This window comes from Pseudoalteromonas sp. McH1-42, assembly GCF_022347845.1.
Taxonomy (GTDB): domain Bacteria; phylum Pseudomonadota; class Gammaproteobacteria; order Enterobacterales; family Alteromonadaceae; genus Pseudoalteromonas; species Pseudoalteromonas rubra_D.
Genome location: NZ_JAKRFU010000021.1, coordinates 33,129 through 55,234 on the forward strand (window position 1 = coordinate 33,129; position 22,106 = coordinate 55,234).

The window sequence follows — 22,106 nt, forward strand, 5'->3', positions numbered from 1 at the left end:
AGGTGGCACTACCAAACAAAGTAAAAACGCTTCTCGACGAAGCGCAAACCTTGAACGATTACAAAAACTGTCAGACCTATTTTTACAAGTGGCTGAACAACCAGTTTTCTAAGCAACCCGTCAGACAGCTGATCAATGCCCGGGCCGAGTTTATTGACCGCTTATTGATTAAGTTATACTCCGACACCGGGCTGGCCCAATTCCCGGATTTGGCTCTAATAGGGGTTGGCGGATATGGTCGTGGAGAATTACATCCATACTCCGACATTGACTTTCTGCTGTTGTGCAAACAAGAACCCGGACCTGAACTGACAGAGTCTCTCGAGTCATTCATGACCTTGTTATGGGACCTCAACCTGGATATTGGTCACAGTGTCCGAACCCACGAGCAGGTACTCGAACAAAAACGTGAAGACGTACACTTCACCACCAGCCTGCTTGAGAGCCGATTAATTTGCGGCAATCATGTTGAGTTTGAACGCCTCAAAAGTCACATTGTTGAGACGCCCATCTGGCAATCAGATGAATTCTTTATCGCCAAGGTCAAAGAGCAACGACTACGTCGCAGAAAGTGTCACGGTACCGCCTATAACCTTGAGCCGAATATCAAAGAAAATCCGGGTGGCCTGCGCGATCTCCAGACCATCTTCTGGGTCGCTAAAAAACACTTTCATGCAGAAACACTCGAAGAGCTGATTAGTCATGGTTATCTGACTCACGAGGAGTACCAGGAACTGCTGGAATGCCTGGAAAACCTCTGGAATATCCGCTTTGCACTCCATCTGGCAGCCGGACGCAGTGAAAATCGCTTGCTGTTTGATTACCAGCCTCATGCCGCTGAGCTGTTAGGATTTGGTTCCGAGGGCAAGGCTTCCGTTGAACGCATGATGAAACGTCTGTTCCGGATCATGAGTCGTGTGCGCGAAATGAACCAGATGCTGCTGGCGTATTTTGAGCAGAGCATTTTACCAGATCAAAGCGAACAAACCGTGATACCGCTCGATAACCACTTTGAGCGTGTTGGCAATAAAATTCGGGTGAAGAATCCTTCAGTGTTCTTTCGCCGGGAAAATCTCATTTTATTATTTGAACATATTGCCGATAACTCGGAAATTACCGACATCGATCCCAGCACCATTCGCACTGTGCGCCAGGTAAGACGCCGCCTGTTGGGTGATTTGCAAGATTATGCCGCCTGCCGCGATGCATTAATGCGGCTGCTTAAACACCCCAACGGCATGGGCCGCGCGTTTACCCTGATGCACAAACATGGGATCATTGCAGCCTACTTGCCACAATGGCGAAATATCTTCGGGCAGATGCAATTCGATTTATTTCATGCCTATACCGTTGATGAGCACACACACAAGCTCATCAACAATATTTATCGCTATTTTAGTCATGAGCACCAGGGCGAATTTCCGCTGTGTACTGAAATCGTCACGCGCATGGATAAACCTGAGTTGCTGTATCTGGCAGGCATTTTCCATGATATTGCCAAAGGCCGGGGTGGCGATCACTCTGAGCTGGGGGCCGTTGATGCATCTGCGTTTGCACAAATGCATGGGTTCTCTTCATCCGACTGCAAGCTTGTTGCCTGGTTAGTCGAGAATCACCTGTTGATGTCGGTCACCGCGCAGCGTAAAGACATCAATGATCCGGAAGTGATCAACGAATTTGCCTCGCGCATTAAGAATGAACGCCAGCTCGACTATCTCTATTGTCTGACCGTTGCCGATATTCGTGCAACCAATGATAACCTGTGGAATGACTGGAAAAACACCCTGTTGCGGGAGCTTTACTTGCTCACGCAGCGAGCATTGCGTCTGGGTCTGGAAAATCCCATGGATATGCGTGATCAGATCCGCGATAAGAAACAACAGGCGAAACAGCGGCTGATCAATAAAGACTATCGCGAAGACCTGATTGACATGATCTGGGCGCGCTTTAAAGCCAACTATTTTACCGCATTCAGCGAACAACAAATTTCCTGGCAGACTGAATATCTACTCGGCCGAGATGACCTGAGCAAGCCCTGCGTGGTTGTCTCAGAACAGCCGATGCATGGCGGAACCCAGGTTTTTGTTTACGCGCCTTATGAAGCCAGTTTGTTTGCCAAACTGGTGGCAGTAATTGGTTCCAAAAAGGCCCAGATCCAGCATGCTCAGGTACTGACAACTAAAGACGGTTATGTGGTCTTTAGCTTTGTCATACTAGAAGTAGATGGTCGCCCCATCAGCGGTACCCGCGCCAAAGCTTTGCGGCGCAGCCTGGAAGTGATCCTCACAGATCCGAAGAAGAAAATCCGGCTGAAGAAAAACCGCTCGCAACGTTTTAAAGACTTTAATATTAAACCTAAGGTCGTGGTACGTCCCCACGCCCGCAGTGACCGAAACCTAATAGAGATCCAGGCAGTGGATATTCCAGGCTTATTGACTAAAATAGCCGAAGTTTTTCAAGTCCATTCACTGCATATTCACGCCGCACGTATTACCACAGTGGGCGAACGCGCGGAGGATTTCTTTGTGGTCTCGGACAAAGATTATCAACGTCTCAGTGAAGATGCCAAAGCATCGTTACATCGCTCACTGATGAAAAAACTCAATGCAGAATCTGAATAAATGAGGACACTATGTCGGATTTAAAAACCACAATTGAACAAGCCTGGGAACAACGCGATACCATCACACCCAGTGATGTGTCACCTCAGGTAAAAAATGCCATCATTGATGCACTGGCTTTACTGGACTCAGGCGCAGCACGCGTTGCTGAAAAAGTCAGTGGCGAGTGGGTTGTGCACCAGTGGCTGAAAAAGGCGGTTCTGCTGTCATTCCGTATTCGCGATAACCAGCCTATGCATGACGGGGTAAACCAGTTTTTCGATAAAGTCCCGCTAAAGTTTAGCGACTATACACCAGAGCAGTTTCAGCAAGGTGGTATGCGTGTGGTCCCCAACGCCGTTGCACGCCAGGGTAGCTTCATCGGCAAAAATGTGGTTTTGATGCCGTCTTATGTCAACATTGGCGCTTATGTCGACGAAGGCACTATGGTTGATACCTGGGCCACAGTCGGTTCATGTGCTCAGATCGGTAAAAATGTACACCTCTCTGGCGGTGTAGGTATCGGCGGTGTACTGGAGCCATTACAAGCCAACCCAACCATTATCGAAGATAACTGCTTCATCGGTGCCCGCTCTGAAATTGTTGAAGGGGTCATTGTTGAAGAAGGCGCGGTAATTTCAATGGGTGTGTACATTTCACAAAGTACGCGTATCTATGACCGCGAAACCGGCGAGATCCACTACGGCCGAGTTCCAGCAGGTGCCGTTGTCGTCCCAGGTTCATTACCAAGCAAAGATGGTACTCACAGCCTGTATGCGGCGATCATAGTTAAGAAAGTGGACCAGCAAACGCGTGAAAAAGTAGGGATCAACGCCCTGCTTCGCTCAGTTCAGGACTGATCCACCGTCTGATTTAAGCCCGGTGTAAAAACCGGGCTTTATCTCACCAAAAGTCAGAATGCCCACTTCACTCCGAACGACGGAATAATCGGCAACCAGTGCCCGCGCTCTTCTTTTTTACGCAACTTTCCCTGTCTATCTACTGAGTAGCTGGTTCTATCTATACAACATTCATTGTCAAAGTTCAGTAAATTAGAAACTTCAAAGAAAACAGTTAACTCACTGTTTGATAATGGATAGATTTTATGAATTCTCATATCTATACGTTTGTAGTTACCCAGTTTAAGCTGGTTACGCTCATTGAGACTACGCTGAATTTCGTAACCGCCATTGGGCGTATTTTTTACCAAACGGCCTGACTCGCCAGTCATAGGCCAGCCGGAATGAAAATACACCAGCCCACTGATCTGCCAGCCATTATCGAACTGATAACGACTCGTCAGCTTGACAGCATGCCTTTGATCCCAGCTACGCGGATACCAGCGTCCGCTAATGCTGTCCTGTGCGTTAGACCAACTGTAACTCGCCTGCCACTGCCATTGAGAAGTAATGTGATGCTGAAAACTCAGCTCAACGCCTTTAACTCTGGCTGAGTCCGGGGCAACCCGATACCTGTCGGCCTGCCCTTCTGGTAAGAATTCATAAAGATCAAACGCATTCTCATACCAGGGCCGCAACTGTGACAGTTTTTTCAGATACGCTTCAGCGCGCCATTGAAAAGCCGGGCTCAGCACATGCTGATAAGATAGAATGACATGACGCGCTTTCTCTACGCCATGAAACTCAGTGGTGCCATCAGCGACCTGCAAGCTGAGAATATCCTCAGGCTGGTAATAATCTCCGGCGCTCAGGGAAACCCGCTGTTCGTCGGCTGGCTGATACAAGAGCGCAACTCGCGGGCTCCATTGCGCTTTGGTAAACCCATAATAATCCTGCTGATCCCAGCGCAAACCCAGCTCAGCTACCCAGTCAGGGTTAAGTCGCCAACGATCACTGATATAGGCACCAAACACATTACCGGATGCAGTTAGCTGTGTTTTTTGCTGACGATAGTCTTCACCGTCATAGTTCACCGGATACCAGGCTTCCAGCCAGTAATCATACTCTGCATCCAGGTATTTGGCTTCAAAACCCGACTCCAGATAATGACTGTCACTGACGCGCCATTGCCAGTCTTGTTTCAGTGAGTAGGCATAAAAGAACTTGTTATCGTCCAGGGTAAGCCACACTTCGGTCGGGTCGTATTGACCGCCGCTACGGTCTTCCTCGACTCTGGCGACTGACAATAACGTCTGGCTGCTCAAATTCTCACGCCAGTCTGAGTGCAGGACCGCCCACGCGTAGGCGCTGCTGTACTCGCCACTGACCTTTTCCTTCACCTGATATTCCCGGACTCCATCCCATTCAGTAAAGGTGTCATCAAGTATTTCATCGTCCCAGGCGTAAAGAAAGTGTCCTGACAAAGACTGGGTATCCGTCAGCTCATAACTGACCTTCGCAAATAAATCCGCATAAATGGGCTCAAATTTGTTCGATTCATCTTCTACCGCATCCAGTACCAGATCAAGATAACCGCGTCTGACTGATACCAGCCAGGTGCCTTTATCATCGTCAAATGTGCCCTGCGACCCGGCTCTGGCATTAATGAAGCTTACACCCAGACTATGTTTGTATTGGGGCATGTCATATAGGCTTTCTATCGCCATGACACCGCTCATTTTATTGCCATAACGCGCCGTAAATCCGCCACTGGAAAAGTCCATCGCGCCTACATTGTCCGTGTCGACAATGCTAAACGCACTATTGAAGCTTTTCATATGAAAAGGCCGGTAAAGCTGCTGACCATCCAGTAACACGAGAACTTCATCCGAATGCCCACCGCGCACAAAAAAGTTAGCAGAATAATCACCTGCGGCAACACCCGGTAAAGCGGGCATCAGTCGAAAAATATCATCAGCAATGTGCGGCATTGACTCAATACGCTCTTTGGAGAGGAAGTGCGTATTGTGCCGGGTGGCTAACGTATACTGGCTGCCGGTGACCGTTATGCGCTCCAGATCAGACGGTGTAGCATTGGCATGTACCACAGCGGTATTTAAAAAGGCACAAATCAACAGAACAATCGGTGATCCTGATGCTTGCGCCAGATACTTGCCAGTCACCTGAGTTATATTTTTTGCTTGTTCGGGGTGAGTGCCATGATCTGATGGCGCACCGGGCAGTAAAAAAGGCAATGGCCGCGGTCGTAAAAGCCTGTCCTGCTGAACGGGTATTTGTCTTGTCATTGTTGTTTTCTCCATTGAAATAACAATGACATCCTTGCGCAGCGAGGGCTGCTTGTCGTCCTGACCGACTGATCAGGACATATTTTCTGCCAATATTTTACTTTGTTTTCGATAAGCGCCTGGTGTTAACTCGGTATAACGTTTGAATGCCCCATAAAACGCAGAGCGGGAGTTAAACCCACTGTCCAAAGAGATATCCAGAATACTTCTGTCTGGCTGGGACAACAGCAGCTGCTGGGCATGCATCACTCTGAGTTGATTGATAAAATCAAAAAAACTCATGTTTTTACTTTGATTAATCGCCTGGGAAACGTGGTGCCGGGAATGACCACATGCACAGGCCAGGTCGTGCAGCGTTAAATCCGCTTTAAGATACAGCTTTTCGTCCTGCACCTGCTCTTCAATTAGGTCGCAAAGCTGCACAGCCAGTGATTCTGACAGTGCTGAATTTAAGTACTTTTCACCGTTCGACTTATCCAGTTCAACATATTGATTACTCTGGATAAATATTTCTGGCTGACGCAAGCCGTAATAACTCATCAAATAAAAAACAATGACCACGCCCAACTCAGAGAAAAAGAACCAGCGCTCGCCAATCAACCAGTCATACTCACAGCCAAACCCACTGTCGTGATCAATACACGCCATAGCATTCACTTCTATCGCTTCATCGATGAACCACAGCCCATAAAGCGATAACAACATCATAAGCAAGCGTCTTAGCCAGTTCAGGTTTATCAGTTCAAGGGATGAAAAGTTATTGGCCGACAGGATCTGGTAGGCATTGAGCCTGTGCCACGCAAATATCAGATACACTGCAACCTGCAACATAGCGCCAAATATAAAGACATTTTCAAACCCTGCCAGATACCAGGATGGCAGGTCAGGGGCATACATATCGCCGTACAAAAACTGCCATTTGCTGCGTGCATCAAGCAAAAAGAAAGGAATGGCACAGAGCAGCGCCAGAACAAACGGGAGTAAATGAACGCGATTAAACGGAATATAGGCGGGCGATGTTAATCTGAGTACGTAGTAATAAAAACACGGTGCCAACAGAAAAGTCAGAGGCTCCTGAAATCCAATCAGATGAGGCAAATAGTAAAACGCCCCACTTTCATCAAGCAGTATAAAAAACAACAGTGCAACAAAGCACTGAATACACAAAGCAAGCATCCTGTTTGCATCATTCGCCGTATTCTTCCGTATCAGCTCGTAACTGAGATACAGACCATGAAGGCAACCCAAAGATAATATGACCAGTGTAAACATGTTAATTCTAACCGACGTGTTGCTTGAGGCGCGAATCGCGCCATTAGCTTGTGGCTTTATTGTTAATTATTTACACCTAGTGTGTTCCCTTATTAGTTAAATTGCAAGATGCAATGGGTCGGTGCCCCCTCGTTTTATACGTAAAATCCAAATGACTCCATAACATGGCGAGAAAGCACCACTGCTGCAAACAAAAAAGTAAGCAGCAGCGACTGCGACTATCAGGTGTCGACTTTTTCCAGCGTGTTGATGCTGATGTGTGGCCAGCGGATTAATTCGCCTGGTCTGTCCTTACGATTGAAAAAATCCAGGATTACGTTCTGAGAATATTGTAACCAAAGCTTTGGATTGCCGTTTTGGTCAGTCTCCGTTAATTCGTAGATCCAAAATGTGGAATGTACTTCAGCGGCATTCGCCTGGCGTGTGACAAACGGAATATTGTTTACAGAGCCCGACGCCGCGGTTGTACGTACTTCCAGCTTAGTGGTATTTTTCACTTTGCCAGCGCTGAGTAAAGGAGCAATCGCTTTTTGCAGCAGAGCATTTGCCTGGGTAGGATCAAACAGGCCTTCAAAAGGCTGATCTCTGAAGTGTTTATAAGGTGCCAGATAGGGGTTGGTGTCTATATCGCCCGACACGCCTATGGGTAAGCCATTCAGTGCAGGGATCTCAAAGCCAGACTGAGAATGTGCACTCTTACCCAATGCGATCACCGCATCACCATGGGGAATACTGGACAGCCGGGCGATATCCAGATCATCGGTTAACTGATCACGCATATGCAACCACAGACCAGGTTCATGGTGAATTGCCAGGCCAGGTTTACCCTCAAGCCCGGAATGTGGATAGTCTTGTGCAGCAATCTGGTTGATGATTTGGGTGTAGTCGAGCGTAGCGACAGATTGATCTTCCGGAATACCCCGGTTTGGTACGCCTTTGTCCACCAAGCTGAAAGTCAGCTCTTCGTCATACTGATTCATGAGCAGCCGATAATCCAGATCGCCCGCGGCAAAAGGCAAAGCAATCATATTCCAGCCATGGCCTTCAAGATTACCTATGTTTTTCCAGGTGCCAGGGAGGTGGCATAACGGCCCTAGTTCAGAGTCCTGCTGTTCTCCAATAATAATTTTACGTTGGTTCTGATCAAACCCTAACTTCGATTTAACTGACGACATAAAATGGTTCCTTATACTTGCTTAATTGCACCCAGCGCACCATAGAAAAAGCAATACAGGTATGTTGGGCGTGACGAGGCGGGACCACCAGCAGAAGAGCCTGCTCTTTTTAAAAACAGTGCACTTTGGCCATTGACCAGAAAAGAATCGCATGAGTCAGGACTCTCGCTCCCAATGGAAAGCTAGTACAAGATCAGCAATTAGACGAATAAAAAAGAGAAGCGGGCACGAGTGTGCCCAGACAACACGATATGTTAGCTAGGAGGCTTATCTGACAGAGGAGCTGTCAGTGAATAATTGCGTTAGGCCGACTGCTTTTCGTCGACCAGGTCGCTTTGCGCTCCCTGCTCCAGCAAACTCATAAAGTTTGGCTGGCCAAAAATCATCATAATATCCAGTAATTGACAGGCAGATAAGTCAGACTTACCGCACTCCCAGTTAGAGATGGTTGCCTGATCAACAGGCGTAACAAGCTTTTTACCTAACTCAGCCTGAGTTAAGTTCATTTCTCTACGTAGGCGACGAATAGCAGTTTGAATTTGCTTCCTGGCTGCTATGGTGTGTGCTTTACGCACAGATTCATTTCTTTTAACAGTAGTCATAACATATCCGCTTATTATCAATCACAGTGTCTTACAAACCTAAAGCAACGTGTTTAAAGCCATGAAATTTACAAACGTCTAAACACAGGTCTGAGCCTACACCTACCCGGAGAGCGTTCCGGCCAAGTGTTTAATTTTTCGTCCCGGTTAGACATTTGACTGAGAGTCATGTAGTCTGAACGGGTCAGGTGGATAAATAATTAACCGGATTGGGTCATATGTCAAATACTTTTGCTACAAGATTAAAACAGTTACGTATCAACTTGGGTTATTCTCAGGTTGGCTTTTCAGAAATGCTGGATATTCCCACTGCTTCGTATCGAAAGTATGAGAAAGATGTTAGGGAACCTACCCTGTCGGTAGTAAGCAAATTCTTTTTACATCCGGTGACTAAAGACAGTGCATTATGGCTGCTGACCGGAGAGCATCAAAACGTGACCCATACGCCTCCAGCCCCTGTAGAGCCGCCGTTGGCTTACCACTCTGACATGGAACAAAGCCTGATCACCAGCATTGCCAATTCCCTTGAGTTTATTTCCCATATGAAGTGGTTTACACCTGGCACGCAGGCAGGATATCAGGATTATGGCCATATTATTTTGCGCGACCTGAAACCCATTCTCCAGCAGAGTTCGGTCGCACACAATGAAAAAAGACGGGCTTAACAAAGCGCGTTATTGAATAAAACAAAAGTAACCCAAAGCGACCACTTTTGTAGTTTGACGGGTCAATCTAAGTGATCACGCTCATACAAACTGTACATCGGTGTGTTGCACTTGCTGACTCCGTGCCAGTGCAACTGCCAGGCTTTGCGCTTTCTCAAAAGCCTGTGTGAGCGACGCCTGATGCCTGTCATCGGCAAACTCCTGATATTCACTCACTATTTCATGCATAGTTTCAACTCCAAGATAACGACTTAACGTGCGTAAATGTGGCATCAGATGATTACTCTTAGCTCTGATCTCGGGCTCCTCGAAGCCAAATTCGCCACATGAGGCTATGGCAACCAGTGTCTTGCCAGACAACAATGGCGCTAACGGAAAGTCTCCCCGCTTGAGATCAAAATCAAATGTTTTGTTAACCCGAACAATCTGATCAAACCAGGCCTTGAGTTGTGCTGGCATACCATAATTGTACATAGGTGTTGAAATAACAATAATATCAGCGCGAGTTAGCTCATCGATCAGCGTATCGGATAAGGCCAATAGCTGCCTCTGCTCCCTAGTTCTTTTACCTTCCGGGGTGAATACAGCTCCAATCCAATCCTGAGTGATAAAGTGTGGAGGATGTGATCCCACATCACGATAGATATACTCATCTATTGAAGAGGTTTTCTGCCAGCTTTTAACAAACTGCTGGGCAATCTGCTTTGACAGTGAATTATGTGAGGGTTTTTCATTGTCAATCGCTCTGACGCTTGAATCTATGTGCAAAATTGTACTCATGCTAATTACCTTTTTAATTACTGAACGCGTCATAGTGTGCGTTAAGGCAATCAACTGAACAAACGATACTCTTGCACCTATAGATGAGTTAAAATCATCTATATATTTTTTGATTGGATGACTACCATGACATTATCTGTTTCGTTACAGGCACTCAGGGCGTTCGACGCTGCAGCACGTCATAGCAGCTTCAAACGCGCCGCAGAAGAGCTCTCTTTAACGCCTACAGCGATTTCTCATCATATCAGTAAGCTTGAAGACCGCCTCAATGTGCGTTTATTTCAACGCTTGCCCAGAAAGGTCCTACTCACAGAAACAGGCTTGTTACTGGCCAATGCGACTTCCGAGGGCTTTGCAACAATTGAAAGTGCGCTGGCAGACATTCAGCAACTCAATGAAGTCGTCCAGGTGAGCACCACTTCTTCATTTGCGGCGCTGGTGCTATTGCCTGCACAAGGCGCGTTCTCAGCACGTTACCCGGACATCTCGATGCAGGTTTCAAGCGGAGAGCTGACGGACAATCTGCCCAATTCAATCCCTGTAAGGCTGGGCAATATAAAAGATGTCCCGCTCGAAGATCGCCTGAGCGAGGAACAATATAATCTGTTCGGAAACAAAGCGCTCGGAGCATTACAAAACTCAGCGGACCGACCAGTAATCTATACAACACGTTGGAAAAACCGCGCACTGTGCGCACCACCACTGGATGACTGGCTGGCACACAACGAGCTGAATAAGGAAGACTTTGTTATCCGAGAGTTTGATCAGGAGTTGTTTGGTATACAGCAGGCAGTGATAGAAAACGCATTGGTGTTTTGCTCAGAGGTACTGGTCCGTGGTATGTGTTCAGCCGGCCAGTTAACTCCAGTAGGAGGAAGAAGCATTGCTTCGTCATTATGTTACTACATCCCCAATAAATCGCGATTCAGAACGCACAACGCCGTAAAATTTATTGAATGGGTTCAGAGTTTAGTGGGACTAAAGAGTAATACCAATTTGCTTGATTAAGTGCTCTATTTTGAGGAGAGAAAATAGGGTCGATAACACCGCTCCCGCGCCCTGCTATCGCTGAGGCATCTACATCCATATAGGCAGGCAAAAAATTTGTGAACCTATGTCTAAGGTTCTAAATGAGAAACTGTTAACGCTATTAGCGTCATATTTGATCCTTCAAATAGAACAGGTATTAAGTGAAATTGGTCTAACAATATGGGTTAATGATTGCGCCAAGGTGTGAGCACGAGGCTTACTCGCCTATCAGCAATCGAGAGCGCCTGATACCGTGGCGAAAACCACTGGAAATACGTGTAAAACAACCATGGGAAAGCGCGCGGCGTAACAGGCCTATTTAACCACCTTCAGGATGACTTTGCCTTTATCAACGGCCTGATTGTTCTCCGCTCTGAATTCTTCAACGCGGTCGTAAATATCTTTAACACCGTAATATTGTTCCAGGTTCTTTTCAGCAGCAAGCAAATCGCCAAACTCCATCACAATTTCATAGGCTTCACTGTACTTGTCTTCGACTTCTTCTTCGTCTTTTGAAACAGTTATCAACGACCTAAAGCGTTGTTCAAACGGCTTCAGGCTGGACCCCTTTACAATCATGGCCAAAACAAAAATCAGCGCCATAATAATTAACATACTACCAATCAATATCAGTTCCATATTATATCTCTCCTTTGGCTAGTTTAGATTCCATTAGTCTATAGAAAGGGTATTTGGCAAGTGTAACGAATATACAAACATTTCCCATCACTACAAATGGCCCATATACGTCATACAACATATCGTTGTCTAAATAACCACGCAGGACCAACTGGCTAAAGTTCATAAACATCAACATAAACGAGATATAGGATACAAGCCGAGCTGTAGCAGAAAAGTTACAACCTCGAATGACATGCAATAGGAATAATACAGTGATAAAGGCCGCACCAGTACACACAAGAGCAAAGTAATAGACTTGGCGCATCTGTGTCGGTTCAAAAGGAAGGCTTAAAATATAAGTTCCTAAACTAGAGCTGGAGGTATAAAAAACAAGCACTGCCAAAGAAGCAAGAAAGCATGAATGCAGCTCATGGTCACCTTGTTTTTTCAGGGTCTTTTTCCCCCCGAAAAACAGATCAAAGCGGTGCTGCTTAAAACAATACAGCAGGAATAACACAACGAATAGCTCTAACGCTGTTATTATCCATCCAGTAACTATAAAAAACTCATTCATGCTCGGCAAAAACCTTACTATTTACCCGCCAAAATAAACCGTTTTAGCTTCAGGGGAAAAACGCTGCATTTTTGGTTGCGCACCATTTCCAGACCCAGAGCCACCAGTAACCAACTGAACAGACTCAACACTCATGTTTGAGATTCCTTCCAACTGACTCGTTTTTGCTTTCTTATTTAAGCGCTTTATAAAAAATTTCATACTATCCGTCCTTCATTTAGGTTTAAAAGGACCACCCACAAGAAGGTTGCGCACATGTTAACCTTATTGACATATAGTAACAAGCATTAATTGTATTAAATTCACTTCATTGCAAATGGTCTTACACACTATGAGGTTGGTCAAAAATGGGTAGTGACCCTCCCACAGTAAGACTTATCATAAGGAAAATTAGAAAAATTGAAACAACAATACGACAAATCGGACATGCGAAAACTATACCTGGTCAAAACTGGCGAGACTATAAATCTGCTCAACTGTCAGATTTTCTGGCTGAATGGTAGAAAAATCCGTCTGTGTCAGAAATCAAATACAAAAAAGCCGCAGCTAAAACGCTGCGGCTATTGAAGTCGATGCAACACTTTAAAGTGCTTTTTGCATTTCTTCGAACTTGTTTGTGATCTCAGCACGGGGCTCGGATGTCGCCAGGCTCACGGCAACAATCGCGATGGCTGAAGCAATAAATCCAGGTACGATTTCATAAATGAGCGCACTAAGCGGTTGATCATTTACCGTCACAGGGCCATAGATCCAGAACAATACGGTTGCTGCGCCCACTATCATGCCCGACAATGCGCCTGCAAAGTTCATACGCTTCCAGAATAAGCTAAGCAGTACCAGAGGACCGAATGCGGCACCAAAACCAGCCCACGCATTACTCACCAGGCTTAAAATGGTGCTGTCTCTGTCGTATGCAAGATAGATTGCAAACATGGAAACCAGCGCCACGCTGATCCGCCCTACCAGCACAAGCTCTTTATCTGACGCCTCTTTGCGCAGGAAGATCTTATAGAAGTCTTCAGTCAATGAACTGGAGCTCACCAGCAGCTGAGACGAAATGGTACTCATAATCGCCGCCAGAATCGCAGCCAGTAAGAAACCAGCAATCAGCGGGTGGAAGAGCAATTCAGATAAGATCAGGAAAATGGTTTCGGGATCTTCAACCACAATGCCCTTTTCGTGGGCATACGCTGCACCAAACAGGCCCGTTGTGATGGCACCTAAAGTAGCCACCAGCATCCAGCTCATGCCAATGCGACGCGCCGTTGGCATATCTTTAACGCTGCGCACTGACATAAAGCGCACGATAATGTGTGGCTGCCCGAAATAACCCAACCCCCAGGACATGGCAGAAACGATACCGATTGCGCCACCTGCGCCAATCCAGGTCAGTAACTGTGGGTTGATTTCATTAAGCGTAACGCTCAGCGGGTTATCCAGTAAAGAATAAGTCACCGCAGGCACTAGAATTAGCGCCAGGAACATAATACACCCCTGCACAAAGTCAGTCAGGCTAACCGCCAGAAACCCGCCAAACAAAGTATACAAAACAACCACGCCAGTCGTGATATACAAACCGGCTTCGTAACTCATACCAAAGGAGTTTTCAAACAGCTTACCGCCTGAAACCACACCAGCAGAGGTGTACAACGTGAAGAAAACAATGATCACCAACGCGGATACAATACGCAACGCATTGCCTTTATCTTCAAAGCGATTGGCAAAATAGTCCGGAATGGTTATCGCGTCGTTCGCCAACTCGGTATACACACGTAAACGCGGTGCCACCAGCAAGTAATTTAAAAATGCGCCAATCAACAGGCCTATGGCAATCCAGGTACTGCTAAAACCGCTTACAAACATGGCGCCGGGCAGACCCATCAGGATCCAACCACTCATATCCGAGGCACCCGCAGACAGGGCCGCGACACTGGGTGGAAGGCTTCTTCCACCTAACATATAACCCGACACATCGCTGGTAGACTTACGATACGCGTACAGTCCAATACCCAACATGGCGATGAAATACATGGCAAGAGAGATCATAGTGCCAGTTTCCAAAATTACCTCCTATAGTCGGGCTCCTCTCCACAATATCAGATGCTGTTTTGTTGTTAGCTGAGATTGGGACAAAAGCCATTGCGAAAGGGCCACTATAACATGGCAAAGATCGCCACCCAAGTTACACAAGGTAAAGTGCGCATGAATTGCGCGCAAACAACCTCATACCTTAATACCAAAAGCTGAAACAAGCTGAATTAGTTAATGAAATATGCCTGAGATTGCCTTATATTGATGAACAGTAGAAGTATTCAGTCAGGTGTATCTTTCATGTATTTTTATGCCGCCAGGCAGCCAATCCTAAACAAAAACAAAGAACTCGTGGGCTACGAGCTGCTCTTTCGCGATGGTTTAGACAATGTCTTCCCTGAAATAGATGGCTCAGAAGCGACCTCCAGATTGATCGAAGGCAGTCAGTTTAACTTTGGTCTGGAAGATTTAACCGACAATAAACCGGCTTATATCAACTTCACACTCGACACCTTGCTGAAAGGTTACCCCACCATGATGGGGCGCGAACAACTGGTAGTAGAAATTCTTGAAACCGTACAGCCGGGCAAACGCCTGCTGGGTGCAGTGCAGGACCTGAAGCAAAAAGGCTACACCATAGTGCTTGATGATTATCAGCATCAAAAAGTGTGGCGACATTTCTATCCCTTCATTGATCAAATCAAGATAGACATGCTGACCACAGATGTCGCGACCATTGAAGAGATCAAAGAAGCCATTGCGCCGTTTAAAAACATTGAACTGGTTGCCGAAAAAGTCGAAACACATGAACAGTATCAACAGGCCCTCGATCTTGGATTCAGCTATTTCCAGGGTTTCTTTTTCGCTAAGCCCGAAGTGGTTCAGAGTAAAACCCTGCCCCCTTCAGAGATGGCGCTGGCCGAACTGCTATACGAAACATCCAGTGTTGACGTCGACTTAAAGCGGATCACACAAGTATTCGAGCGCGACGTTAACCTCAGCTATAAACTACTACGCTACTCGAATTCAGCCGCGTTTAAACGTCGTGCCGAGATCTCTACCATTAAGCAAGCTTTGGTAGTACTTGGTAATCAGGAACTGAAAAAGTTTCTTTCTTTACTATTTGCCTCTCAGGTGTCTTCAGAGAAACCACTCGAACTGGTCCGTCTGTCTCTGACTCGCGCGCGTTTTGCCGAGTTATTAGCGGTTAAACACCGAAAACTAAAAGATACCGGCATGGCCTTCCTGGCAGGTATGATGTCACTGATGGACGCAATTTTAGATGAAAGCATGGACAGTGTAATGAGCAAGCTGCCACTGGCCATTGAAATCAAAGATGCCCTATTGAAGCAAGAAGGTCTGTTGGCCAGTTACCTTGCGCTCATCAAACTCTATGAGCAAGCCGACTGGCAGGGGGCCAATGAACTGGCGCAACAACTGGGCCTTGACCCTGATCTGTTGCCTGATTATTACCACGAAGCCCTGCAATGGTGTGATCAACAAATGGAAGTGATGGCCATATAGGTTGCACTGCATTTTATCATCCAAAAAACAGCTGCCATTTGGTGGCTGTTTTTGTTTTAGGTCAAAGTTTTCGATATTTTCCCCTACATCTTACGCAAGTGCGACAATTTGTCACATCCCAACCTTTTGTCTGACAAGTAAAATTCTTCTCAATAACAACGTGAAAACACTTTGGGAAGAATCATGACCAGAAACCTTATTTGGCTTGCTGTTACGGCCGCTTTTTCTGCACACAGCCAGGATGCACAGCACGACACACACTCTGACAGTTTAGAGCGCATCGTCGTTATCGCGCCCATGCACAGTCCTTTAGATATCAAAACCGACCCTAAAGCCCCAAGGCAACCTTTGCCAGCACAGGATGGTGCAGATCTGCTATCCAGTATTGCCGGCTTTTCTTTAGTTAAAAAAGGCGGCGCGAGCAGCGACCCTGTTTTTCGGGGAATGGCCGGATCACGTCTGAACATTATTACTGATGGCGGCCAGACGCTTGGCGGCTGCGGTGGCCGTATGGATCCACCTACGGCTTACATTACACCGCAAACCTACGATACCTTAACGGTGATTAAAGGACCTCAAACCGTCCTTTATGGCCCCGGTAACAGCGCCGCCACTGTCATTTTTGAGCGTGAATCTGAGCGCCTGAGCGAAACGGGCTGGCAAGGGTTTGCCAATGCAACTCTGGGCAGTTTTGGTAAGCGCATGGTAAATGCAGATGTTAAAGGGGGCACAGAAGATTACTATGCACGCCTTGCTGCCAGTAAAAGCGACGCCGATGACTATGAGGACGGCGAAGGTAACTCCATTCACTCGGCATATGACAAGTGGAACCTCGATTCCGAGTTTGCCTACACGCCCGATGATGACAGCCTCTATAGCCTGAGCCTGGGTCGCAGTGATGGCGAGGTCGCCTATGCTGACCGCATGATGGATGGCAGCAAGTTTGACCGTAATCATGTTGCACTCAGCGTTGAACTGGATGAACTCACCGGGTTTGTCCGCGCGCTGGAAGCCAATGTGTATTACAACAACATAGATCACATCATGGATAATCATAGCTTGCGCACATTTACGCCCACTATGATGATGAAAACCCCGACCTCATCCAATCCCGACCGTCGCACCTGGGGTGGCAAACTGATGCTCACTTCTGCCATCAATACAGAGCACACATTGCGTTACGGGGTCGATCATCAGCAAAACCGCCACCGCATTCGCGTTAGCATGAACCAGCCAATGATGCCGGTGGAAACGCTGCCTCGCCGTGATAATGCCGAGTTTAAACAAACCGGGCTATTTGGCGAGTTTGAATACGCACTCAACACAGAGGGCCCAAAGCGCAGCCAGTGGGTCAGCGGGCTGCGTATTGATGACTGGTCAGCAACTGATAAGCGTCAGCAACTTGGCTCCATGATGATGCCAATGCCTAACCCAACGGCCGACCAGACGCGTGATGACACCCTCTGGAGCGGATTTACACGCTATCAGGTCCAGCATAAAGATATGAGCTATTACATCGGTGCCGGGCACAGTGAACGTTTCCCCGATTACTGGGAGTTAATGGGTGGCGGACGCCGGAGTATAGATAGCATGAGTGCCTTCTTACTGGAGACAGAGAAAACAAACCAGCTGGATATCGGCTGGATGCTGCAAAAATCCGCTATGACTACCTCTGTATCCTTGTTTTACAACCGCATAGATGATTACTTACTCACCGATAATCAGTACGAAGTGATGGACAAAACGCTGGCCGTGACCCGGAACATTGATGCGCAAACAATGGGGCTGGAAATGGAAACCCGGGTTGAGCTCAGCAAACAACTGAATTTCACAACCAGCATCAACTATGTGCGTGGCAGCAATAAAACCGATCATACGGCGCTGGCACAGCAGCCTCCCCTGCAGGCACGTTTCGCCATGGATTACACGCTGGATAAATGGCAAGTAGGCGGTTTATGGCGTCTCGTAAAAAGCCAGAACCGCGTTGCTATCGGCCAGGGTAACATTGCCGGTCAGGATGTCGGACCCAGCCATGGCTTTGGCACACTGGCACTGAACTTATCTTATAGCCATTCAGATGAGCTGTTATTGAGTCTCGGGGTAGATAATGTGCTGGATAAAGCCTATGCCGAACATTTGAGTCGCGCAGGCGCTATGGTCAGTGGCTATGCGCAAATCGACAAAGTGAATGAGGCCGGCCGTACACTGTGGGCCAACGTCAACTGGCGCTTCTGATTGAGCTAATGTGGCTGGCAATGCCAGCCCCTGTGCCACTACTTATTCAATCATCAACTCGATAAGCGGTGGCACCGGCTCACCATTTTCGTGATCTCCAATCAAATATACTTTGCCATCTTTGACAACCAGATCACTGGGCATAGTCATATCCTCTGGCAGCAGATCGTAGACGGCCACAATCTCACCACTCAGCGTCAACTTAAGCACTTTTGTGAATTGCTCAGATACCATCCACAACGCATCTTCAGCGAAATACAGGCCCATTGCAGTATATTCATTGAGACTCCCTTCTGTCTCCCCGGTGTAACTGAGCGGCTGGCGAGATATGAGATTAAACTGACTATCCAGGGTAAATAACCAGTCCTGCTGTGACGCGTCATCGCTATTGGATACCAGGAAGTAACGGTCTGTGAGTAGGTCGTACGCTAAACCTAAGAATTCATAAGGCGGCTCTCCCTCTTCATGCAGTGCTAATGGGTATTCTTGCACCAGCTGATACCCCTGCTCTGACAATGTAAAATGTCCTATCAGCTTAGAATCAGCTAACACAAAGATCTCCCCGTCTTTGCTTGTTACCGCTTCAGTACAACCCTGTCCACAGTGTATCGAGGCAAACGCCAGTTCAGTGCGGGTCTGGATCTGCAAGTCCGCATTCAAAGAGTAGACTTCAGCTTGATCGGTGACGATTTCCCACCCCCCTTGCTGCGTGTACCAAAGTCCGGATGGCTGCTTAATCTCGTCTGGTAACGTGTAACGATTCTGCACCACCAGTTCACCGGTATCTTCAATAGGCCCGTCTCCCAGCAACTTGTCCCTGTCGGCCAGCAGTACCAGGTTATTCTGTTGGGCATTGGTGGTGATCACAACCTGCTCGCCAGAAAATATCGTTAAGTCAGTTATTTCCGCTTGACCAAACCCGGTAACATACCAGCCATTAAGCTGTGTTATCTGCTCTTCTGATACGTCAAACTGCATGACCACAGGCTGCCCGGACTCTGAGGCCAGTATCCAAAGCTCCTGCCCAAGATAAGACACGCCCTGAATAGTCATATTATCCGACAACGGGTACAGCAATAGCTGTTCGTCTTCTGGTTTAAATCGGATCACCTGATGGGCATTCGCGTCGTAGCCCCAGATATCACTGTTGTCATCGCTGTCCAGGCCTAATTCGGTGATTGCTAAGCTCGTTTCTAAGCGCCAGGATGTGGTTTCGTCACTTATCAGATGGCGCTGGAAAATCTCATTGGTGCCCGTGACATACCACAGCTCATCTTCATACTGTTCTGTAGCCACAATGCTATCCAGTGCGGTTAATCTCAGCGCCAGCGGCTGATAAACACGCGGTGAAGCACTGATATCAATGCTACCCACCTCAATGCCTTGCTGAAATGTATGCAGGTCCGGGCCATTGATGTCCAAACTTGTCAGATTGGTGAGCGGCTGCGCGCCCGGTGCATAATCGAGATATTCTGAGACCGGAAAGTCTTCAACCAGTTCACGACCTGCTTGAGGTGCAATGAGTGCCAAATCATGCACAACACGACCAGGTGCTGGCTGCTCACCACCTCCACCTGGTGGATTAATTTTGTCATCATCGCCACAAGCGCTCAGGTTTAATGCAATACACACGGCCAGAAGTGATTTTAGGTATTTCATGTCATAGTTCCTTGTTGAGTGAAATTGCAGTCACTGTAGCGCGCTGAATGTCAACAAAGTGTCTATGGCAACTCAGATTTTGACTCTCTCAGGAAAAGTTCATATTGGGCGTACTTCAGGCACTCAAAGCCCATAGGGATGGCGACGGTCACTAAAAAGCCGGTCAGTGAATGCTGGACCGGCTTAATAAATGCTTAGAGGTTTTCGAGGAAATCCTCATCAAACTCTTCTGGCTCCTCTTCGATTGGCGGATTGCCGTCGTGGAGTTCATAAAGCTGACGCTGTAAATAGACATCCTTAAAGAAAATATAAGGATCAAGTGACTCATTGAGGAGCTTTTCCTGTGACATCAGGCTAGCTCTGGCTTCCACTGCACGCAATGCAAATACCAGAATTGTTTCTGGTGTTGTAAGCGCAATTTTGGGAATAACGACATTGTCGACGATATCACCGGAGAGATTACGCACCGTTGAAGGACCGTAACCCGGGAGCATCAAATAGGCGCCGTCACCTACACCCCAGACACCCAGGGTTTGACCAAAATCTTCGTCTTTGTGTTCCAAACCCAGCGATTTAGCGACATCAAACAGGCCGAAAATACCCACTGTTGAGTTAACCAAAAAACGCGCCACGTTGACACCCGCATCACCAGGCTTTGCCTGTAAGGCCGCGTTAACCGCGTCCGTAGGCGCTGACAGGTTAGTGGTAAAGTTTACCAGACTACTGCGGACCGGCGCAGGCGTAATGGCAATATAGCCTTTCGCAGCCGGGCGCAGGATATAGGCATCCAGTACATCCATATTAAAGTCATACAACGGTCGGTTGAGCGACTGCAGTGGATCGCGCGGATCTTGTTTTTCTTCGGGGACTTGCGCACACCCGGATAAAATTAGCGCCAAAGCGGCGCCAACGAGTTTTTTATACATTTAGCTTCCTGTGCTGGTTATAACACGACTGATAGTGACCGAAACCTGCTGTGCCTCTGGGGTCAAAGTAATAGTTTGAGTCGCGCCTTCAAGCTCACCACTCTGCAGAGCCACGTTGCCATCCACTGAAACACGCGCTGTAACAATCACTTCTTTAAACCCTGACAGTTTCAGGTTAGGCATCATCGCCATACTATCGTCCAAATTGACACTCAATGGCAAGTTAAAATCTGTAAGTTTAGCCACAGCTAATGGCATAGGTGGTCCCTGTGCCGCTTTGGCAAAGACGAACAAAGTCGCATTCTCAGGAATTTTGTCAGCCAGCTCGTTTGCCAGGGAAACCGACACTTGCAAGCCATTTTCAGGCATTGCTGGCTGTGCAACTTGCGCGCTGCTCAGCTTCTGGTCCAAGTCCGTAATGCGCTGTTTAATCATCGTATAACGTGGATCATCCTGCGTCATCGATGCCAGCAAGACTTCAAACGCCGCTTTAGATTCTTTCCAGTCCTGACGCTCATAGGCGATCAGCGCAAGTAAAGAAATTGCATCAATATTACGTGGCTCACGTTGCAGTACCTGAGACAACATACGTGCGGCACGGTTCATCGCATTCTCTGATCCTTCAACCAATAACGCCTGAGCATAACTCACCTTCACATTACTGTTATTAGGTTGCATCTCCAGCGCTTTATCGAATGCCTGCATCGCCATTTCGAAGTCATTGAGCGACATTGCAACACGACCTAACAGCATCCAGGCAACGGCATCATCACCACTGTTTGCCAGCTTAGTGCGCAGACCCAAAGCAAACGCCTGAAGTTCATTCGGGCTAAGAGGATCACCGCTTTGCATCACAGCACGCTGGCCGTATTCAGGGAGCATATCAATGGCTTTATACCAATCTGCGATTTGCTTCTGGCTGCCGGTAAAAGAGTAAAATACCGCACTGACAACCAACAAAAACGCCACGCCAGTGCCTGCCAGTACCAGATTATTACCCCGAGTATCCAGTGTACGCTCTGGTGACAACTCGTTGAGCAAACGACGTTTCATTTCCAGCACAGATTCATCATGACTGCTCTGATCGATGCGCTGATTGGCCAGCTCGTCCGCCAGCTCCTGTAAACGTTGCTGATAGATATCAATACGTTCAGCATTGGCATCATGATCCACGGCAACCAGTTTATCGCGACGGAAAAACGGCATCACCACAAACAACGCTGCCAACACGGTCAAGAGCGCAAACAGACCCCACATTTGCATCATTT

The 22,106-nt window shown here is 47.4% G+C and carries 18 protein-coding genes; 6 read left to right on the top strand and 12 right to left on the bottom strand.

Annotated features, from left to right (window positions below; genetic code table 11):
- Window positions 1-2: 2 nt before the first annotated feature.
- Both glnD and dapD read left to right on the top strand, forming a co-directional pair.
- A complete protein-coding gene (glnD, locus tag MHN31_RS18040; RefSeq protein WP_239444969.1) occupies window positions 3-2,621 on the top strand; it encodes a [protein-PII] uridylyltransferase in 2,619 nt (872 codons plus the stop codon).
- A gap of 11 nt (window positions 2,622-2,632) precedes the next feature.
- Entirely contained in the window at window positions 2,633-3,460 is an 828-nt protein-coding gene (gene dapD, locus MHN31_RS18045; protein ID WP_125564079.1) for a 2,3,4,5-tetrahydropyridine-2,6-dicarboxylate N-succinyltransferase, read from the top strand.
- A gap of 53 nt (window positions 3,461-3,513) precedes the next feature.
- On the opposite strand, the gene MHN31_RS18050 is transcribed toward dapD, so the two are convergent.
- The 4 genes from MHN31_RS18050 to MHN31_RS18065 all read right to left on the bottom strand — a co-directional run bounded on the left by MHN31_RS18050 (window position 3,514) and on the right by MHN31_RS18065 (window position 8,794).
- Complete coding sequence (locus MHN31_RS18050; RefSeq protein ID WP_239444970.1) at window positions 3,514-5,745, bottom strand: TonB-dependent receptor; 2,232 nt, start codon at window positions 5,743-5,745, stop codon at window positions 3,514-3,516.
- 72 nt (window positions 5,746-5,817) lie between these two features.
- The gene (locus MHN31_RS18055) at window positions 5,818-7,017 is read right to left on the bottom strand and encodes a helix-turn-helix domain-containing protein (protein ID WP_239444971.1); all 1,200 of its coding nucleotides are present in this window, start codon (window positions 7,015-7,017) and stop codon (window positions 5,818-5,820) included.
- 221 nt (window positions 7,018-7,238) lie between these two features.
- Complete coding sequence (locus MHN31_RS18060; protein ID WP_125564085.1) at window positions 7,239-8,192, bottom strand: heme-binding protein; 954 nt, start codon at window positions 8,190-8,192, stop codon at window positions 7,239-7,241.
- 302 nt (window positions 8,193-8,494) lie between these two features.
- Window positions 8,495-8,794, bottom strand: coding sequence for a helix-turn-helix transcriptional regulator (locus tag MHN31_RS18065; RefSeq protein ID WP_049865423.1), 300 nt, complete (start codon window positions 8,792-8,794; stop codon window positions 8,495-8,497).
- Between the two features lie 218 nt (window positions 8,795-9,012).
- On the opposite strand from MHN31_RS18065, the gene MHN31_RS18070 reads away from it, so the two are divergent.
- A complete protein-coding gene (locus MHN31_RS18070; protein WP_239444972.1) occupies window positions 9,013-9,459 on the top strand; it encodes a helix-turn-helix transcriptional regulator in 447 nt (148 codons plus the stop codon).
- 81 nt (window positions 9,460-9,540) lie between these two features.
- Here MHN31_RS18070 and MHN31_RS18075 read toward each other — a convergent pair whose 3' ends face one another.
- Window positions 9,541-10,239 carry an NAD(P)H-dependent oxidoreductase gene (locus MHN31_RS18075; RefSeq protein ID WP_239444973.1) on the bottom strand — a complete coding sequence of 233 codons (699 nt, stop codon included), beginning with the start codon at window positions 10,237-10,239 and terminating at the stop codon, window positions 9,541-9,543.
- Between the two features lie 126 nt (window positions 10,240-10,365).
- Between MHN31_RS18075 and MHN31_RS18080 the strand changes: the two genes are divergently transcribed.
- Window positions 10,366-11,247 carry a LysR family transcriptional regulator gene (locus tag MHN31_RS18080; protein WP_239444974.1) on the top strand — a complete coding sequence of 294 codons (882 nt, stop codon included), beginning with the start codon at window positions 10,366-10,368 and terminating at the stop codon, window positions 11,245-11,247.
- A 336-nt stretch (window positions 11,248-11,583) separates the two neighbouring features.
- Here the strand turns inward: MHN31_RS18080 and MHN31_RS18085 are convergent, their stop codons facing one another.
- The 4 genes from MHN31_RS18085 to putP all read right to left on the bottom strand — a co-directional run bounded on the left by MHN31_RS18085 (window position 11,584) and on the right by putP (window position 14,524).
- Window positions 11,584-11,907 (bottom strand): hypothetical protein, encoded by a 324-nt coding sequence (locus MHN31_RS18085; RefSeq protein WP_239444975.1) that lies wholly within the window; start codon window positions 11,905-11,907, stop codon window positions 11,584-11,586.
- A gap of 1 nt (window position 11,908) precedes the next feature.
- Complete coding sequence (locus MHN31_RS18090) at window positions 11,909-12,463, bottom strand: hypothetical protein (protein WP_239444976.1); 555 nt, start codon at window positions 12,461-12,463, stop codon at window positions 11,909-11,911.
- A gap of 21 nt (window positions 12,464-12,484) precedes the next feature.
- Window positions 12,485-12,664: a hypothetical protein gene (locus tag MHN31_RS18095; RefSeq protein ID WP_138538971.1), complete on the bottom strand. Its 180-nt coding sequence runs from the start codon at window positions 12,662-12,664 to the stop codon at window positions 12,485-12,487.
- Between the two features lie 381 nt (window positions 12,665-13,045).
- A complete protein-coding gene (putP, locus tag MHN31_RS18100; RefSeq protein WP_275446848.1) occupies window positions 13,046-14,524 on the bottom strand; it encodes a sodium/proline symporter PutP in 1,479 nt (492 codons plus the stop codon).
- Window positions 14,525-14,794: 270 nt separating this feature from the next.
- Here putP and MHN31_RS18105 point away from each other — a divergent pair, with 270 nt between their 5' ends.
- Window positions 14,795-16,018, top strand: coding sequence for an HDOD domain-containing protein (locus MHN31_RS18105; protein WP_010385733.1), 1,224 nt, complete (start codon window positions 14,795-14,797; stop codon window positions 16,016-16,018).
- A gap of 183 nt (window positions 16,019-16,201) precedes the next feature.
- Window positions 16,202-18,253 carry a TonB-dependent copper receptor gene (locus MHN31_RS18110; protein ID WP_239444977.1) on the top strand — a complete coding sequence of 684 codons (2,052 nt, stop codon included), beginning with the start codon at window positions 16,202-16,204 and terminating at the stop codon, window positions 18,251-18,253.
- Between the two features lie 42 nt (window positions 18,254-18,295).
- On the opposite strand, the gene MHN31_RS18115 is transcribed toward MHN31_RS18110, so the two are convergent.
- The 3 genes from MHN31_RS18115 to ccmI form a co-directional block, all read right to left on the bottom strand.
- Window positions 18,296-19,912, bottom strand: coding sequence for a hypothetical protein (locus tag MHN31_RS18115; protein WP_239444978.1), 1,617 nt, complete (start codon window positions 19,910-19,912; stop codon window positions 18,296-18,298).
- A 194-nt stretch (window positions 19,913-20,106) separates the two neighbouring features.
- Window positions 20,107-20,838 (bottom strand): VacJ family lipoprotein, encoded by a 732-nt coding sequence (locus MHN31_RS18120; RefSeq protein WP_010385729.1) that lies wholly within the window; start codon window positions 20,836-20,838, stop codon window positions 20,107-20,109.
- On the bottom strand, window positions 20,839-22,104 hold the full coding sequence (gene ccmI / locus MHN31_RS18125) for a c-type cytochrome biogenesis protein CcmI (protein WP_125564117.1): 1,266 nt from the start codon (window positions 22,102-22,104) through the stop codon (window positions 20,839-20,841).
- Between the last annotated feature and the right edge of the window lie 2 nt (window positions 22,105-22,106).

Bases quoted from the DNA above. Each gene is read 5' to 3' on its own strand.
- dapD (WP_125564079.1), top strand. From the start codon at position 2,633: ATGTCGGATTTAAAAACCACAATTGAACAAGCCTGGGAACAACGCGAT.
- MHN31_RS18050 (WP_239444970.1), bottom strand. From the start codon at position 5,745: ATGACAAGACAAATACCCGTTCAGCAGGACAGGCTTTTACGACCGCGG.
- MHN31_RS18055 (WP_239444971.1), bottom strand. From the start codon at position 7,017: ATGTTTACACTGGTCATATTATCTTTGGGTTGCCTTCATGGTCTGTAT.
- MHN31_RS18060 (WP_125564085.1), bottom strand. From the start codon at position 8,192: ATGTCGTCAGTTAAATCGAAGTTAGGGTTTGATCAGAACCAACGTAAA.
- MHN31_RS18065 (WP_049865423.1), bottom strand. From the start codon at position 8,794: ATGACTACTGTTAAAAGAAATGAATCTGTGCGTAAAGCACACACCATA.
- MHN31_RS18070 (WP_239444972.1), top strand. From the start codon at position 9,013: ATGTCAAATACTTTTGCTACAAGATTAAAACAGTTACGTATCAACTTG.
- MHN31_RS18075 (WP_239444973.1), bottom strand. From the start codon at position 10,239: ATGAGTACAATTTTGCACATAGATTCAAGCGTCAGAGCGATTGACAAT.
- MHN31_RS18080 (WP_239444974.1), top strand. From the start codon at position 10,366: ATGACATTATCTGTTTCGTTACAGGCACTCAGGGCGTTCGACGCTGCA.
- MHN31_RS18085 (WP_239444975.1), bottom strand. From the start codon at position 11,907: ATGGAACTGATATTGATTGGTAGTATGTTAATTATTATGGCGCTGATT.
- MHN31_RS18090 (WP_239444976.1), bottom strand. From the start codon at position 12,463: ATGAATGAGTTTTTTATAGTTACTGGATGGATAATAACAGCGTTAGAG.
- MHN31_RS18095 (WP_138538971.1), bottom strand. From the start codon at position 12,664: ATGAAATTTTTTATAAAGCGCTTAAATAAGAAAGCAAAAACGAGTCAG.
- MHN31_RS18105 (WP_010385733.1), top strand. From the start codon at position 14,795: ATGTATTTTTATGCCGCCAGGCAGCCAATCCTAAACAAAAACAAAGAA.
- MHN31_RS18110 (WP_239444977.1), top strand. From the start codon at position 16,202: ATGACCAGAAACCTTATTTGGCTTGCTGTTACGGCCGCTTTTTCTGCA.
- MHN31_RS18115 (WP_239444978.1), bottom strand. From the start codon at position 19,912: ATGAAATACCTAAAATCACTTCTGGCCGTGTGTATTGCATTAAACCTG.
- MHN31_RS18120 (WP_010385729.1), bottom strand. From the start codon at position 20,838: ATGTATAAAAAACTCGTTGGCGCCGCTTTGGCGCTAATTTTATCCGGG.
- ccmI (WP_125564117.1), bottom strand. From the start codon at position 22,104: ATGATGCAAATGTGGGGTCTGTTTGCGCTCTTGACCGTGTTGGCAGCG.